The sequence below is a fragment of the Dyadobacter sp. BE31 genome (genome assembly GCF_031457695.1).
Classification (GTDB): domain Bacteria; phylum Bacteroidota; class Bacteroidia; order Cytophagales; family Spirosomataceae; genus Dyadobacter.
In genome coordinates this window covers 521,357-537,287 of the sequence record NZ_JAVDXA010000003.1, presented here as the reverse complement: position 1 = coordinate 537,287, position 15,931 = coordinate 521,357, and the positions used below count along the sequence as shown (strand labels likewise).

The 15,931-nt window shown below is 51.4% G+C and carries 11 protein-coding genes; 8 read left to right on the top strand and 3 right to left on the bottom strand.

From position 1 onward, the window contains the following. Nucleotides 1-4 precede the first annotated feature (4 nt). From J2Y43_RS17900 to J2Y43_RS17880, 5 genes are all read left to right on the top strand, one after another. Complete coding sequence (locus J2Y43_RS17900) at nucleotides 5-3,607, top strand: response regulator (protein WP_309985169.1); 3,603 nt, start codon at nucleotides 5-7, stop codon at nucleotides 3,605-3,607. An 8-nt stretch (nucleotides 3,608-3,615) separates the two neighbouring features. Continuing rightward, nucleotides 3,616-3,981 (top strand): response regulator, encoded by a 366-nt coding sequence (locus J2Y43_RS17895; RefSeq protein WP_223407870.1) that lies wholly within the window; start codon nucleotides 3,616-3,618, stop codon nucleotides 3,979-3,981. A 4-nt stretch (nucleotides 3,982-3,985) separates the two neighbouring features. Further along, complete coding sequence (locus J2Y43_RS17890) at nucleotides 3,986-4,795, top strand: protein-glutamate O-methyltransferase CheR (protein ID WP_309985167.1); 810 nt, start codon at nucleotides 3,986-3,988, stop codon at nucleotides 4,793-4,795. Next, on the top strand, nucleotides 4,777-5,358 hold the full coding sequence (locus J2Y43_RS17885) for a chemotaxis protein CheB (protein WP_309985165.1): 582 nt from the start codon (nucleotides 4,777-4,779) through the stop codon (nucleotides 5,356-5,358). Before J2Y43_RS17890 ends, J2Y43_RS17885 begins: the two co-directional genes overlap by 19 nt. 103 nt (nucleotides 5,359-5,461) lie before the next feature. After that, nucleotides 5,462-5,842: a DUF983 domain-containing protein gene (locus tag J2Y43_RS17880; protein ID WP_309985163.1), complete on the top strand. Its 381-nt coding sequence runs from the start codon at nucleotides 5,462-5,464 to the stop codon at nucleotides 5,840-5,842. Nucleotides 5,843-5,847: 5 nt separating this feature from the next. On the opposite strand, the gene J2Y43_RS17875 is transcribed toward J2Y43_RS17880, so the two are convergent. Further along, on the bottom strand, nucleotides 5,848-6,720 hold the full coding sequence (locus J2Y43_RS17875) for a helix-turn-helix transcriptional regulator (RefSeq protein WP_309985160.1): 873 nt from the start codon (nucleotides 6,718-6,720) through the stop codon (nucleotides 5,848-5,850). Between the two features lie 100 nt (nucleotides 6,721-6,820). Between J2Y43_RS17875 and J2Y43_RS17870 the strand changes: the two genes are divergently transcribed. Next, nucleotides 6,821-8,602: a cytochrome c peroxidase gene (locus J2Y43_RS17870; RefSeq protein WP_309985158.1), complete on the top strand. Its 1,782-nt coding sequence runs from the start codon at nucleotides 6,821-6,823 to the stop codon at nucleotides 8,600-8,602. Continuing rightward, entirely contained in the window at nucleotides 8,599-10,710 is a 2,112-nt protein-coding gene (locus J2Y43_RS17865) for a metallophosphoesterase (protein ID WP_309985156.1), read from the top strand. The genes J2Y43_RS17870 and J2Y43_RS17865 overlap by 4 nt, the downstream gene beginning before the upstream one ends. Before the next feature lie 3 nt (nucleotides 10,711-10,713). On the opposite strand, the gene J2Y43_RS17860 is transcribed toward J2Y43_RS17865, so the two are convergent. After that, the gene (locus J2Y43_RS17860) at nucleotides 10,714-13,056 is read right to left on the bottom strand and encodes a T9SS type A sorting domain-containing protein (RefSeq protein ID WP_309985154.1); all 2,343 of its coding nucleotides are present in this window, start codon (nucleotides 13,054-13,056) and stop codon (nucleotides 10,714-10,716) included. 349 nt (nucleotides 13,057-13,405) lie between these two features. Further along, a complete protein-coding gene (locus J2Y43_RS17855) occupies nucleotides 13,406-13,813 on the bottom strand; it encodes a hypothetical protein (RefSeq protein ID WP_309985152.1) in 408 nt (135 codons plus the stop codon). Between the two features lie 227 nt (nucleotides 13,814-14,040). Here J2Y43_RS17855 and J2Y43_RS17850 point away from each other — a divergent pair, with 227 nt between their 5' ends. Beyond that, entirely contained in the window at nucleotides 14,041-15,930 is a 1,890-nt protein-coding gene (locus tag J2Y43_RS17850; RefSeq protein WP_309985150.1) for a CocE/NonD family hydrolase, read from the top strand. Nucleotide 15,931 lies beyond the last annotated feature (1 nt).

Here is a 15,931-nt window from a genome sequence, read left to right as displayed (position 1 = left end):
ATTTATGAAGAAAATTTCCAATTCGATCGTCCAGCAATTACAGATCGTATTCTCCTTCTCCATTCTGCTCCTGTTTTTCAGCCTTTTGGCATCCTATTACAGCACACAGAAACTGATTAACAATTCCGAGCTGGTCAACCATACCAATGAAGTGCTCATCGAGGCGGAGGCTATTATGTCGCACATGAAAGATGCGGAAACCGGCCAGCGGGGCTACCTGGTGACCTCGGATCCGCAATTTCTCGATCCTTACAACGGCGCCTACGAAAAAACCACCGACAGCTACAACAATCTGGTTGAGCTTACGGCCGACAATCCCGTTCAGCAGAAAAACCTTCGCGAGGTAAAGGCGCTTTATGAAGCCAAGTTCGGCCAGATGCAGAACATCATCGACATGGCCAAAAAGAACCCCAACTTCCTGCTCGATACCGACTCTCGTTTGCGGGAAATGGTGCGGGGAAAAAAGATCATGGACGACCTGCGGCTCAGCACCGAGCGGATCAAGGAAGAGGAAAGCACCATGTTGGCAGAACGCCTCGAACAACAGCAAATCTACATTAAATACACGCCCATTCTCGTAGTTGTAGCCGCGTTGATATCGATCCTGATCACCATCTCTTCGTACCTGCGCATTCGTGCGGATATCGGCAAACGAATTGCTCAACAGCAGCTCGACGAGGAAAAATATGCTGAAACAAGCCGTCGGATCGGGCACATCGAAAAGGTTGCCCAAAGAGTATCGGAGGGCGATTATGCCGCCCGCAGCTCGGATGAAAACGACGATGAGCTCGGCCGGATTTCAGTTGCTCTGAACAAAATGACCAGCTCGCTGGAACAAACTTTCAACGACCTGCACATTCAAAACTGGTTGCAGGCCGGTGAAGTAAAAATCAACGACGCGATCCGTGGTGAACGGGTACTCAAAAAGCTGTCGGCAAACCTCATCAACACGCTCACTGCCTATTCCGGCGCGAGTCTGGGGACGATTTACATTATCGATACCGACTGGAGTTTCCGGCTTACCGGCTGCTTTGCGGCGCAAAATGTACCCGAGACCCTCGTACCGGGACAAGGATTGTGCGGGCAGGTCATCGACACAAAGAAGCCCCTGCTCGTCCACGACGTACCTGCGGACTACCTTAAAGTAACATCCAGCCTCGGTGAAACCACCCCCACCGCACTCGCAATCCTCCCGCTCGTGTATTCGTATGAGTGCATAGGCGTGATAGAGCTTGGTTTCCTGAAAGCTCCGGAAGACCTTACCATGCGTTTCCTGGAAGAAAACCTGGAAACAATCGCCAGTGGCGTAAATTCCGCGATAGATTATGTGAAGCTTCAAAACTTCCTGGAAGAAACCCAGGCCCAGGCCGAGGAACTGCAAACCCAGCACAATGAGCTCGAAAACCTGAATGCAGAGCTCGAAGCGCAGTCGCAAAAATTGCAGGCATCCGAGGAAGAGCTGCGCGTGCAGCAGGAGGAGTTGCAGCAAACCAATGAGGAACTGGAAGAGCGGAGCGGCCTGCTGGAAGAAAAGAACTTGGAAATACAGAAGAAGGCAGAAGAATTGGAACTGACTACCCGGTACAAATCCGAGTTCCTCGCCAATATGTCGCACGAACTTCGTACACCGCTGAATTCGATCCTGCTGTTGAGCCGCCTCCTTGCCGAAAATGATGACAAGAACCTGACCAGCGATCAGATCGAGTATGCGACGGTGATACAGTCTTCGGGTAATGGCTTGCTGGGCCTGATCGACGAAATCCTCGACCTGTCAAAAATCGAGGCTGGTAAAATGGAGCTCGAATATGTAACGGTGTCGGTGAAAGAGATTTGCGATGATATGAAGGGGCTTTTCGCTCCGATTGCAAGGGAAAAGGGACTCGATTTTTCGGTTACCGTCGCGAAAGACGTGCCGTCGGTGATCGAAATCGACAAAATGCGGATAGAACAAATTCTTAGAAACTTGATATCCAACGCGTTGAAATTCACCGCACAGGGGTCGGTTGACATTTCCATCAAGCTGAATGACGGAAACGATAAAGTACTTTGCTTCGTCGTGCGTGACACGGGAATAGGCGTTCCGCCCGAAAAACAACAGCATATTTTCGAAGCATTCCAACAGGCCGACGGCTCCACCAAGCGGAAATATGGCGGCACCGGGCTGGGGCTGTCGATCAGCCGCGAACTGGCCAAACTCCTGGGCGGAGAAATATCACTCACAAGCGTACCCGGCCAGGGCAGCGAGTTCACGCTTTTTGTGCCTATCGGACCGGCATATGGCAGTTCCGAACCGGAGACGGCCAATTTCTTCGGCACCTACCAGGAGGATATTGCTGCTAAACCATCGTCTGCGGCACAAAACCGGTTTGTCAGCACCGTCATTCCCGAAAGTATCCCCGACGACCGCTCCACCGTAAACGATGCCTCCAAAACGATCCTGATCGTCGAGGACGATACGTTTTTTGCCAAATCACTCCTGGATTACACCCGCAAACAGGGCTACAAGGGCATTGTGGCCGTACGCGGCGATGAGGGCCTTGAATTGGCTCGAACATTCCGGCCCATGGGTATCCTGCTCGACATTCAGCTGCCGGTGGTGAGCGGATGGGAAGTAATGGACCAGCTCAAAAACGATCCTGAAACACGGCACATTCCGGTACACATCATGTCGTCGCACCGGATGAAGAACGAAAGCTTGCAAAAGGGTGCGATCGACTTCATTGACAAGCCTGTGGCGGTCGAGAAGATGGATGAAATTTTCCGGAAAATCGAATATGTGATCAGTAAGAAATCGAAAAAAGTACTCATCGTCGAGGACAATTCGATGCACGCCAAAGCGCTGGCTTATTACCTGGGTACGTTCGACATTCATTCGGAGCTGAAAAGCGATATCAACGAAGGCGTCAGCGCGCTCTCGAACAACGAGGTCGATTGCGTGATCCTGGATATGGGTATTCCCGATAAAAAAGCCTACGATATGCTCGAAGAAGCGAAGAAGAACCCCGGCTTTGAGCACGTGCCGATCATTATTTTCACGGGCAAGAGCCTGTCCATGACCGAAGAGCTGCGGATCAAGCAGTATGCCGATTCTATCATCGTCAAAACCGCGCATTCCTACCAGCGCATGCTCGACGAAGTATCGCTGTTCCTGCACGTAGTGGAAGAGAACAAGAAAAATGCGCGCCAGGGCACGGATCCGGGCAAGCTCGGCGGCCTGGGAGAGATTTTGAACAACAAAACAGTGCTCATAGCCGATGACGACGTCCGGAATATTTTCTCGCTTTCCAAATCCTTGGAAAACTACAAAATGAATGTCCTGACGGCACTGGACGGCAAAGAAGCATTACAAAAGCTCCACGAAAACCCGGAAGTGGATGTGGTGTTGCTTGATATGATGATGCCTCAGATGGACGGCTACGAAACCGCGAAACGCATTCGTGAAAACCCGCAATGGCGCAACCTGCCCGTGATCGCCGTTACAGCCAAAGCCATGACCGGCGACCGCGAAAAATGCATTAATGCCGGCGCTTCTGACTATATTACAAAACCTGTGGATATCGACCAGCTCATGTCGCTGCTCCGCGTGTGGCTTTATGAAAAATCCTGACCCTCACAATGGAAAAGAAAAAGATCATGATCGTCGATGACGACGCCCGCAACATCTTCGCGCTCAGGGCAACCCTTAAATCGAAGGGTTTCGACTGCATTTCCTGCTCCGCCGCCGTGGAGGCGCTCGACATCCTGCGAACCAGTGAACCGGTAGACGCCGTGCTGATCGACATGATGATGCCCGAAATGGATGGTTATGAGGCCATTCCGCTCATCAAGGACCTGGAAAACAGGCAATCGGTGCCGGTAATCGCCGTCACTGCACAAGCGATGGTGGGCGACCGCGAAAAATGCCTCGATGCCGGCGCCAACGATTATATTTCCAAACCGATCGATGTAGACAAGCTGTTGAAGATACTTGGTAACATCTGATGCCATGATGGAAGAGGAAGACATCGACCTTTTGCTAAACGACCTGTTCGATCTCTACGGATATGATTTCACGCGGTACTCGCGCGCTTCGCTGAAGCGCAGGATTGTCCGGCTATGCTCACTCGATAAATTCCCAAGCTTCGCCGAGCTGCGCTACCGTGTCCGCAACGATCCGTCGTACCTCAAACGGTTCGTGGAAGAAGTGACGGTGAATGTGACGGAAATGTTCCGCGACCCGGCATTTTACAAGTCGCTTCGCGAAGAGGTACTTCCGGTATTGGGTACCAAGCCGTTCATCCGTATCTGGCACGCTGGCTGCTCTACCGGCGAAGAGGTATATTCGATGGCGATCCTGCTTAAAGAGGCCAACCTACTCCGGCGCTCGCTGCTGTACGCGACCGACCTCAATCCGAGCGTGCTCGAAAAGGTCAGAAAAGGCATATTTCCGCTGGCACTGATGAAACAGTACTCCGAAAGCTACATTTCATCAGGTGGCACGGCGGATTTTTCCAGCTACTATACTGCCCAATACGGGCAGGCGAAGTTTGACAGCGAACTTTCGGAAAAGATCATTATCTCGACACATAACCTCGTCTCGGACAGCTCTTTTAATGAATTCGACCTTATCTTGTGCCGCAACGTGTTGATTTACTTTGACAAGGAATTGCAGGACAGGGTACTGAAACTCTTCGATGCAAGTCTGGGTACATTGGGTTACCTTGCACTCGGAACGAAAGAAACCCTGAAATTCTCGGCTGTACAACACAAGTTCAAGCAACTGAACCGGGAGAAAATATGGAAGAAAATCATTTGAACCATTCTTGCGAACTCCTGCTCATCGGAGGTTCGGCCGGAAGTCTGGAAGTACTGTTCAGGCTACTTCCTTTGCTGCGCGCCGGTCTGCCGTTTCCCGTGGCGCTGGTACTACACCGGCGCAATTCCGGTGATTCGACCTTATCTGAACTACTGGCTTCCAAGACATTAAATCCAACCCAGGAGGTTGAAGACAAAGAACCGGTTATTCCCGGGACAATCTACCTCGCTCCTGCCGATTACCATTTGCTTATCGAGCATAACCGTACCTTTTCGCTGGACTACTCCGAAAAAATCAATTTCAGCCGGCCCAGCATCGACGTCACGTTCGAGTCCGCCGCGGAGGTTTACGGGCCGGGGCTTGTAGCGATATTGCTCTCGGGCGCCAATGAGGATGGTACCAGCGGTCTCACGGCCGTGAAGCAAGCCGGAGGCATGGCCGTCGTTCAGAATCCCGACACCGCACAAATGCCCTTCATGCCGCATTATGCCCTCACCCACCTGCCTATCGACCATGTGTTCGACACCATCGAAATGGCTGCTTTCATTAACTCATTGACATAGTTTCTCCAACCGATCGTTGATTTCTACCATAAAAGCGAGATTCAGTCTTTCTTTTTAAACGGGCTATTGAAGAAATTTGTATTGAGTTTAAAACAGTAAGATCATGGCAAAGCCCAATAAAATATACAGCGTTTTATTCAACAAATGCCCCCAATGCGGCAAGGGTGACTTTTTCATTACCAAAAGCGCCTATAACCTGCGGAATTTCGACAAGATGAACCGCCATTGCCCCAACTGCGGCGCGGATTTCGTACCTGAACCCGGCTTTTATCAGGGTGCGTTGTACATCAGCTATGCACTTTACGTGGCATTCATGGTAATTTATTTCCTGATTTTCGTCAACTTTTTCAGAGAATACCTCGACTATTTTCTGGTAAGCATCATCCCGATCCTCGTGATCCTGACGCCGCTCTTTTACCGCATGGCGCGCCGTACTTGGCTTGCGTTGTTCATTAAGCCGGTCTCTTCCGAAGGACGGGCATAAAAAATTTACAAGGCCGGGCTCTTCCGGAAATCTTCCGGCGTCATGCCGGTTTCTTTCCGGAAGAACTTGGTAAAATAGGAGTTGTCGTTAAAATTCAGCTTGTAAGCGATTTCTGACACCGTCAGATCGAGGTTGATCAACAGCCTCTTTGCCTCCAAAACGATCCGGTTGCGGATCAGCTCTCCCGCCTGCATTCCCACGTGCTCCTTGCATAACGCATTCAGGTGATTGGGCGTCACATTCAGCATCTCGGCATATTGGCCAGGCAACCTCAGGCGATCGTAATGCTTGTCGATCAGGCGCATGAAATTCCGGACTGTCGCGTTCTTCCCTTTCTCAGCATTCTTTTTCCGGTCCACCGAGTCGCTCTGTTCGATGATCAGGAAGATTTGGAGGAGTAAAACGCGTACCATATCATCACGCAAGGCACTTGCACGGGCATTTTGACTGAGCAATTCCTCGAACAATCTGCAAACATGTGCACGAACCGATTCGGAGAGCGTCAGCACATTGTTGCTGCTGTCCTGATCGAGAAATGAGAACGAATCGAGGTATTCCGGTTGCAGCAGGAAGGATTTGAAAAAGGAATCCGAGAAATTGACCACGTACCCTTCCATATCTCCCTCAAAATCCCAGGTATGCACTTGCCCGGGGATCATGAAATAGATTTGATAAGGCTTAGCCTGGAAATGGTGAAAATCAATGGTGTGCCGGCCACTGCCTTCGGTGAAAAGTACCAGGTGATAGAAACTGTGGCGGTGCGGAAAAATAAGGCTCTGGTGTTCGTGGACGTAATCCGAAAAGCGCGCGATCATGATATGGTCTTCGCGGTATTCGGAAAGCGGGCCGATGTCGAGCCGGGGAAATGAACCGTGCATGGCAATTCGGAAATTGGGTCAGGGCCGGCAATTTAACGCTTATTCGTGATTTGCCACCTGTTCTGTATCTTGCGGAAGTTTCCCAAAACCCTTTTTCCCGATGTGGAAAGCCCTTGCATTGTGTTTTGCGCTGTTACTGCTCGCCGCCGCGCCTGAGCGGGAAACGATCGGCGTGCAAAACTGCACCGATCACTATCGCGTCGATGCCATAGCCTTTGCAGCGAGTGTGAAAGAAATGCGCATTGCGATCGAAAAAATTGACTCTACCCATACTCAAAGCATTGAACAAGCCAAAGAAAAGCTGAAAAACGCGCGCCTGGCCTACAAACGGATCGCCTTTTTCCTCGACTATTTCTTTTTTACCTCTTCCCGTATTTACAACCGCCCCCCCAAGAACGAAATCGAGGAGCCGCACCTGGAATACGGAGCCCCTACCGGGCTGCAATACATCGAAGCGCTGCTTTTCGACAATCCCGGTTTATATAAGCAGGAGATGCTGCGACAGTGCCGGTTTCTCGAAACGTCCGCGGAAGATCTGCCCGCATTGCTCTACAATTTTGAAGCCTCCGACGCACAGGTGCTGGAAAGCGTACGCCTCGAACTGGTACGTGTTATGACGTTAAGCATCAGCGGGTTCGATGCGCCTTTGCTAAAAAGCGGGATCAATGAGGCACTGGTTTCCCTTCAAACAATCGATGGAGTTTTAAAACCATATATTCAATCTTCACAGAAACACGTACTCGGCGATCTTCTCGCCGGGGCTGAGGCAGCGCTCGCAAAAGGCGACGACTTCGACCACTTCGACCGCCTGCATTTTCTCATCCATCATGCATTACCCCTCCAAGAACATTTGGGCAGCATGATCTCCGGAATGGAGTTGGTAATCAACGAGAAAGGCGTTTTGAATTATAATACTAAAAATATTTTCAGACCCGGAGCATTTACCCAAACCGCTTTGGGCGGGGACAAAGGAGATTCTGCATTGACTGATTTCGGGGAGAAGCTGTTTTTCGAGACGCGTTTGTCGTCCAACGGCACCCGAAGCTGCGCCTCCTGCCATAACCCCGCCTTGCATTTCACCGACGGCCTGCCCCGCAGCATCGGCATTCACCCCGGCCAGGCGGTGCGGCGTAATGCACCGTCATTATTATATAGTTCGTTCCAACACGCGCAGTTCTGGGACGGGCGGGCGAGAACGCTGGAAGAGCAGATCCGCACCGTGATTCACGACAGCCTCGAAATGAACGGTAAACCGGCCGAGATGATCCGAAAATTCGCCAGGGAGCGGCAGTATCGCCGCCTGATCCGAAAGGTGTCCCCAAGCCGGAAGGCATTAAACGACACCATCATCTACAAAGCCATCGCGGCCTATGTACGCACGTTACAGCCCTTTAATTCGGATTTTGACAGGTATATTGCAGGCGACCGAACGGCATTGACGGATCATCAGGTGAAGGGTTTCAACCTGTTTATGGGCAAAGCGCAATGCGGCACGTGCCATTTTGCCCCACTTTTCAATGGGCTGATCCCGCCCACGTATACCCTCACGGAGTTTGAAATACTGGGAACCACCGCGTCGGATGATTTACTTCACCCGAAAACGGATCCCGACCAGGGGCGCTTCGAAACCCGCCCTACCCCCTATTACCGCGGGGCATTTAAAACACCTACTGTCCGCAACGCCGCCGTGACCGCGCCCTACATGCACAACGGCGCTTTGGGAAGCCTCGAAAAAGTCGTGGAGTTTTACGATAAAGGAGGTGGCGTCGGCCTGGGCCTCGCTATCCCCGACCAAACGCTGCCCGCTACACCGCTTAATCTATCGGAAGAGGAAAAATCCGATCTCATTGCCTTTTTACATTCGCTCACCGACCGTCTATGAAAACATATTTACTCACCTTTCTTCTGTTCTTCGCATTTATCGCCGCCCACGCGCAAGGTACGCTCCTGCGCGGGCCTTACCTGCAAGTGGCCACGCCTACGAGCATAGTGATCCGGTGGCGCACGGATAAGCCTTCGGAATCTGTCGTGAAGATCGGGAGCAGCTCGCAATCGCTTGGCCAGACTTTTGCCGACAATACCCCTGTTACCGAACATGAAGTGAAAATCACCGGTCTGCAAGCGGAAACGCGCTATTACTATTCTATTGGTTCGCAAAGCTCAGTTTTGCAGACGGGCGACCACAACTATTTCCAGACTGCTGCCGTGGCCGGCAAACCGGGAAAATATCGTTTCGGGCTACTGGGCGACTGCGGCACAAACTCCATTATACAAGACGAAGTACGGGCAAGAATGATGGATTATCTCGGCTCCAACTACATGAATGCGTGGCTTTTGCTTGGAGATAATGCCTATTCGTTTGGCCGCGATGCCGAGTACCAGTCCAATTTTTTCAACCGGTATAAGGATAACCTGCTTAAAACGTATCCGCTATTCCCTTCTCCGGGCAACCACGATTACGATAACGACAATCCGGCCCGGCAGGACGACCATCAGATACCTTACTACGATGTGTTCACGATGCCCACCAAGGGCGAGGCCGGCGGCGAGCCTTCCGGTACGGAGGCGTTTTACGCATTCGACTACGGCAATGTCCATTTCCTCTCGCTCGATTCGTACGGCCGGGAAGATAATGCGACGCGGCTTTACGATACGCTCGGCAGGCAGGTGCAATGGATAAAAAAAGACCTCGCAGCCAACAAAAACAAGGATTGGGTAGTGGCTTACTGGCACCACCCACCCTATTCGAAAGGCTCGCGTGAATCGGATGGCGATCCGGAAATGACGGCGATCCGCCAGAATTTTATCCGCATTCTCGAACGCCTGGGCGTGGACCTGATCATTTGCGGGCATAGCCACGTGTACGAGCGCTCGCGCCTGATGGGCGGGCATTACGGGTACAGCAACACTTTCGACGCATCCAAGCATGTCATTGATGCCTCTTCTGCGCGTTACGACGGCTCCGACAACTCCTGCCCCTACATCAAAAACGCCCCTCAAAGCCGGGGAACGGTGTATGTGGTAGCCGGTTCCGGCGGACAACTGGGCAATCCCAAACCCGACTTTCCTCACAAAGCCATGTACCACTCCGACGCCGAGCATGGCGGAGGGCTTATGCTCGAAGTGGAAGGCAACCGGCTGGATCTGAAATGGATTGCCGCCGACGGCGTAATCCGCGACAAATTCACGATGGAAAAGGGGGTGAATAAGGAAACTACCCAGGAAATCGCCCGCGATCAGTCCATTGAACTGAAAGCGTCATTCGTGGGTGATTACGTATGGAGCAATGGCTCAAAAACAAGGGCTATCTCAGTCAAACCAACGGAAAGTACCGACTACACGGTAAAGGACGGGCAAAACTGCATTCAGGATGTTTTTCACATAAAAGTACCGGCTCCCAAACCTGATCCTGCCACATTCATAGGATTCAATGCAAAAAAGGACGAGAAGAACCTGGTAACACTCACCTGGACCACGAGTACCGAAAACGAGCTTGCGTATTTTGCCGTCCAGCGGTCTACCGACGCACAGAACTTTACACAAATAGCGAAAGTAGCGGGCGGCCCGAATTCCCAACAGAATAAGAATTACATGTTCGAGGATCAGGACAGCCCGACTTTGCCCGTGAACACGCAATATTACTACCGCGTCGTCGCTACGGCAGCGGATGGGCGGTTGCTTTACACCCCCATCATGAAAGTTTCCCTTTTCGAAATTGTGCTTGCGAGTGAACCTAACCTCTCGCTTGAAATAGAGATCATCCCAAACCCATCATCAGCCAGTCAAATGCAGATCCGTACCACCGGACAAACGACGCAAATAGCAGAACTGACGCTGACGGACGTTTCGGGCAGGACATTGAGCAGTCGCAAGATGACGATCAGCCAGACACCCGCCGTATTCCTGCCCACCCAGCTCACCACCGGTATCTACTTCCTGAAAGTGAGCATCAATGGCAGGAGCACAGTCAAGAAATTGGCGATTCAATAAGGATTATTTCTTGACAAACCTGCCCGTATGCACGGCGCCGTCGGCGTAAGCGACTTTTGCCACATACATTCCGCCAGGCAATTGGCTCGTATCAATGGTTGTCGGCTCAGGTAAGGCCGTCGTATCGATCGATTTGATGACGACACATTGGCCGGCGGTGTTATACAATGCAATTTCCTTGATGGCGCCATCCGCAGAACGAACGACAAGGCTTGCTGCCACAGGATTCGGATAGATTTCAAACACCGGCAGGTCATCGAACCGCACCGCCTGAATGCTGCTGAATGCGAAAGTTTTGTCTTTATCAACCATTTTGAGGCGATACAAGTTGCCGCCTTTCTGTGGGTTAGAATGGGTGAAAGTATAAGGTTTTACCACGGCACTCTCTCCTGCGGCGGTCTTTTTACCTACTACCACCCACGACTTGCCATTGCTTTGTTGTATTTCAAAATAGTCGCTGTTCGTTTCCGCGCTCGTCGACCATTCAAGTACCGCCGTTCGACCTTCCTTTTTCGCCGTAAATGCGATCAGCGTCACCGGCAGCGCCACACAGGCCGCATCCACTGCCTCCCGCGTCTCGCAATCGCCGAGGTTGTTCTCGATCAGCACCTGGTCTGCCGTTTTGGTTTTGAGTATCGCGCAGAATTTAGCGGTAGCGCAGGTTTCCAGCACTGCATTATCGGCAATGGTAATGGTGCCGCCAATGCTGTTGAGGTTAGTCAAACCGTCGAGGCTTGTCAAAAGTGAGTCCTCTGCCAGCAACAAGCCCCCACCGATGCTTTGCAGCGCGGCAAGGCCACTAAGGGTAGCCAAACTATCATTATGAGTTATTGACAAAGAATCTGTTATCGAAGTGAGGTTATTCAAACCGGCCAACGATTTGAGGCTCGGGTTTGCTTCCACAAAGAGGCGATCGACCGTCGTCAGACCGGTTAAGCCCTGCAAATCAGGCAGTAAAAGGTTCATAGCCACTACCAGGGTCCCCTCCTGTCCGAGCGCCTGGAGATTACTCAGGCCTGCAAGGCTCGTCAATGAAAAGTTATAAATCAGCGCCAAATCGCCGTCGATGGATGCCAGCGAGGATAGCCCGTCCAGATTTTGCAATGCAAAATTGAGGGCGATCTGCACCCCCAGACTTCCAACAGAGGTAAGTCCATTCAGCCCGTCGAGGTTTTCCAACGCCCCATTGAGCGTGATCACCAACTCGTTGCCAAGCGACGGCACGTTCTGCAAGCCATCCAGGGTCGTTAGAGAAGCATTGGCATACAAATACAAACCGCCGCCAATGGAAGAAAGGCTACTCAATGCAGAAATGGTCGTCAGGCTATCACTGTCGCCAATCGTGAGATGGCTGCCAATGGAAGTCAGCTGATTGAGTCCGCCCAGGTTTTGAAGAAACAAGTTGTATTCCAGAAAGAGCTCGCCTCCGATCGAAGTCAACTGATTAATGCCTTGCAAGTTCAGCAGGCTGTCATTGAAATCGATGTAAGTGTTACCTCCTACCGAACTGAGGCCATTCAGGCCCGCCAGGTTCTTGATCGAATAGTTATTCGTGATTTCGAGGTCGCCGTTAATCTGCGTAATGCTTTCCAGCCCGGCAAGCGAGGCAAGGTTCGTATTAAAACCAACGCGGACCGAGTTGGCGACCGAAGCAATCGTGAGATCGTTGATGGAGGTCAAAGAGTCGGTCGTACCGATGATCAGCGAACCGCCCACCGCGCCGATGTTCCCGATCCCCGCCAGGTTTTTAAGTATCAGGTTCCCATCGATAATCAGGTCTCCGGGCACAATGGTGAGCCCTCCGAGCCCTGCGAGGCTTTCCAAAACCGGGTTATCGTATATTTCTACCACTGAACCTACCGAGGTGATCGTAAGGTCGGCGATCGACTTCAACGAATCACTCTCCGCTATTACCAGTGAATCGCCTATGGAAACGATGTTCTTGATTCCCGCGACATCTTTCAGAACAACATTGGAATCGATCACCATGCTACCCGTCACTGCGGTAAGCCCTTCGAGCCCCGTAAGGCTTTCCAATAACGGGTTACCATATATTTTTACCGAAGAACCGACCGAAGCAATGTTATCCAGGCCTGCAAGCGTGGTCAGCAACGGGTTGTTTCGGACGGTAATACTCCCGCCCACGCTCGTAAGCGAATTTAGCGTGCTAAGATCCGCGATATCAGCCCCTTCGATCGTGAGATCTCCCGGCAGGTTCACGCAGCCCGGATTGTTGGTAACAAAATTATCGAGCGTCGCCTGGTCGCTGATAACGAGGTCGGTGGGACATTGTGCGAGTACGGCAAATGGCAGCAATGCCACCAGCAGGAGGTAGAATTTTTTCACAAAAAGAAGGGTTTGTGTTTACTAAAAGATTTTCAGGCGATTATAGCTAAAAACCTTTGAAACACAAACCCTTGTCCGTAGTATTAGTTTTAAATTTATGTACCGGCAGGTATTGTCGGGTGTGGTCAGCAATGGTCAGGTATTGTCAGATATGATCAGGTGTGGTCAGCAATGGTCAGTTACTCTAAGCTAATGCGACTTCGACCAGACTTGACAATACGTGACTACGCTTGACAATACCCAACTACACTTGACAACACATGACCACACTCGACAATACGTGACTACACTTGACAATACCTGACCACACCTGACAATACTTGAAAAGTGAAAATTTCCGGTCAGCGGTCTAGTTTGAACGGGAGTTTTCCAGGCGGGTATTGTTCCTGTTGTGTTTGAGAATAACGTCCTTCACGCCTTCGCAAAGGTTTTTGATGCGGTGGTAAGCATCGCGGCTGTTTTCATCCTTGTCGAGGTAAATCATCACCTCACCTGGCGACGATTCTACGGTGATCCTGGTCTGGTCCGGCAATACGGTAATAATTTTAGAGTCCTTCTCCGGATCGATCCGCACCGTCGAAAGCTGGTCGTTCAGAAACCTGCTCACATCAGCCGACAGGTTATCATCGAATTGCGCCCTGAAACGGTAGTAATCGTCTTCATCCTTGACGGCAATGCTCACATCCCCGTTGTTGTTGCAGGACACCAGCATAGCGAGCACAACCATTTGACAGATCAGTAGTAATTTCATTTTCATAGCTAAAAATTGTTTTACAAGGTACTATGCAATATACAGTACTGATTTTAAATCTGCAACAGCGATGTGATGAGCGGCGGTGCGTGGGCAAAGTACAAGCTACGAAAAAGGCGTTCTGCTGCGATTGTAAGGTGTTTTATATTAAATTGGCTCAAACAAATCCTGTAACCGTCTTGAAAACAAACTTACTTCACTCCTTGATTTGCCGGTTCATGAAGCAGCCGTGCATGACGCTATTCCTCTTTTTGGCCATCCTCATGGGCGCGAACGTACACGCGCAAACCACCCCAAAAGAAGATTCCCTCTACATCCGCGAACACTATACCAAAATCGAGCGGCAGATACCGATGCGCGACGGTGTGAAGCTTTTCACCTCCATTTATCTGCCGAAGGATATTTCAAAAAGCAAAACCTACCCTATCCTGCTCAACCGCACGCCGTACAGTGTGGCACCATACGGTGAAAGTTTATACAAAACCTCGCTCGGGCCGAGCATGCTCTTTGCGCGGGAGGGTTATATTATTGTATACCAGGATGTAAGAGGCAAACTAATGTCGGAGGGCGATTTCGAAGCTTACCGTCCGTTTATCCCTGTCAAAAAAGGTAAAACGGATATCGACGAAAGCTCCGACACTTACGATACGATCGAATGGCTCATTCAAAACATCGAGGGAAATAATGGCAAAGTGGGCACCTGGGGCATTTCGGCACCAGGGTACTACGCTACCATGACAGCCGTGGACGCGCATCCGGCACTGAAAATCGCTTCGCCGCAGGCACCGGTTACCGACTGGTTCATGGGCGACGACCGGCACCACAACGGCGCATTTTTCCTGATGGGCACATTTGCATTCCTGTCCTCTTATGGCGCACCGCGGCCTGTACCCACGCCCAAGGCCTCGCCGCAATATGCAGCATACGGCACGCCGGATTCCTACGAGTTTTACAAGAAAATGGGTCCGCTGAAAAACTTCAACGAACAGATTTTCAAAGGGCAGAACCGCATCTGGAACCAGATGATGGAAAATGAAACCTACAACGATTTCTGGAAAGCGCGCACGCCGGTGCCGCATTTGAAGAATGTCAAACCGGCCGTGATGGTCGTGGGAGGCTGGTTCGACCAGGAAGATTTGTACGGGCCGCTGAAAACGTATCAGGCCGTTTCCTCCCAAAACCCGCAAACACCCAACTGGCTCATTATGGGCCCGTGGATTCACGGCGGCTGGGCGCGCGGCACGGGGGAATCGCTCGGAAATATCCGCTTTGGTGCCAAAACCAGCACATTTTACCAAAAGGAAATCGAGCTCCCGGTTTTCAATCATTACCTGAAAGACCAGCCCGATCCTAACCTCCCGAAAGCCTACATTTTCGAAACGGGTGCAAACGAATGGCGCAAATACGACCAGTGGCCGCCGAAAAACACCGTGGAGAAAAAGCTCTACCTGCATCCGGACGGCACATTATCGTTCTCGCCCACAATGACTACCATGCAAGTAGGCGCAAAACCGGCGTTCCATCAATACCTCAGCGACCCCGACAAACCCGTACCGTACACTTCGGAAATCCGCATTATCCGGGGCAGCGATTTTATGTATGAAGACCAACGCTTCGCCGCCTCGCGCCCGGATGTGCTCGTGTACGAGTCAGAAGTTTTGAAAGAAGACCTAACCATTTCCGGTAATGTATTTGCCGATCTTTTCGTGTCCACCACGGGCACCGACGCCGATTTCGTAGTAAAACTCATCGATGTTTACCCCGGCGACGCGCCGAACGACAGCCCTGTTAATCCAAATATGAAAATGGGAGGCTTCCAGCTGCTGATCCGCGGCGAGGTAATGCGCGCCAAATTCCGGAAAAGCTTCTCGAAGCCCGAGCCTATGACGCCCGGCAAGATCGAAAATGTGAAATTCGATATGCAGGATGCCGCGCACCGTTTCAAAAAGGGGCACAGAATCATGGTGCAGGTGCAAAGCTCGTGGTTCCCGCTCGTGGACCGCAACCCGCAGAAGTTTGTAAATATTTACAAAGCCAATGCATCCGATTTCCAGAAGGCAACACACCGGGTTTACCTCTCGGGCCAGGCATCCTCGTACGTGGGCGTGCGGGTGGTCGAGTAGC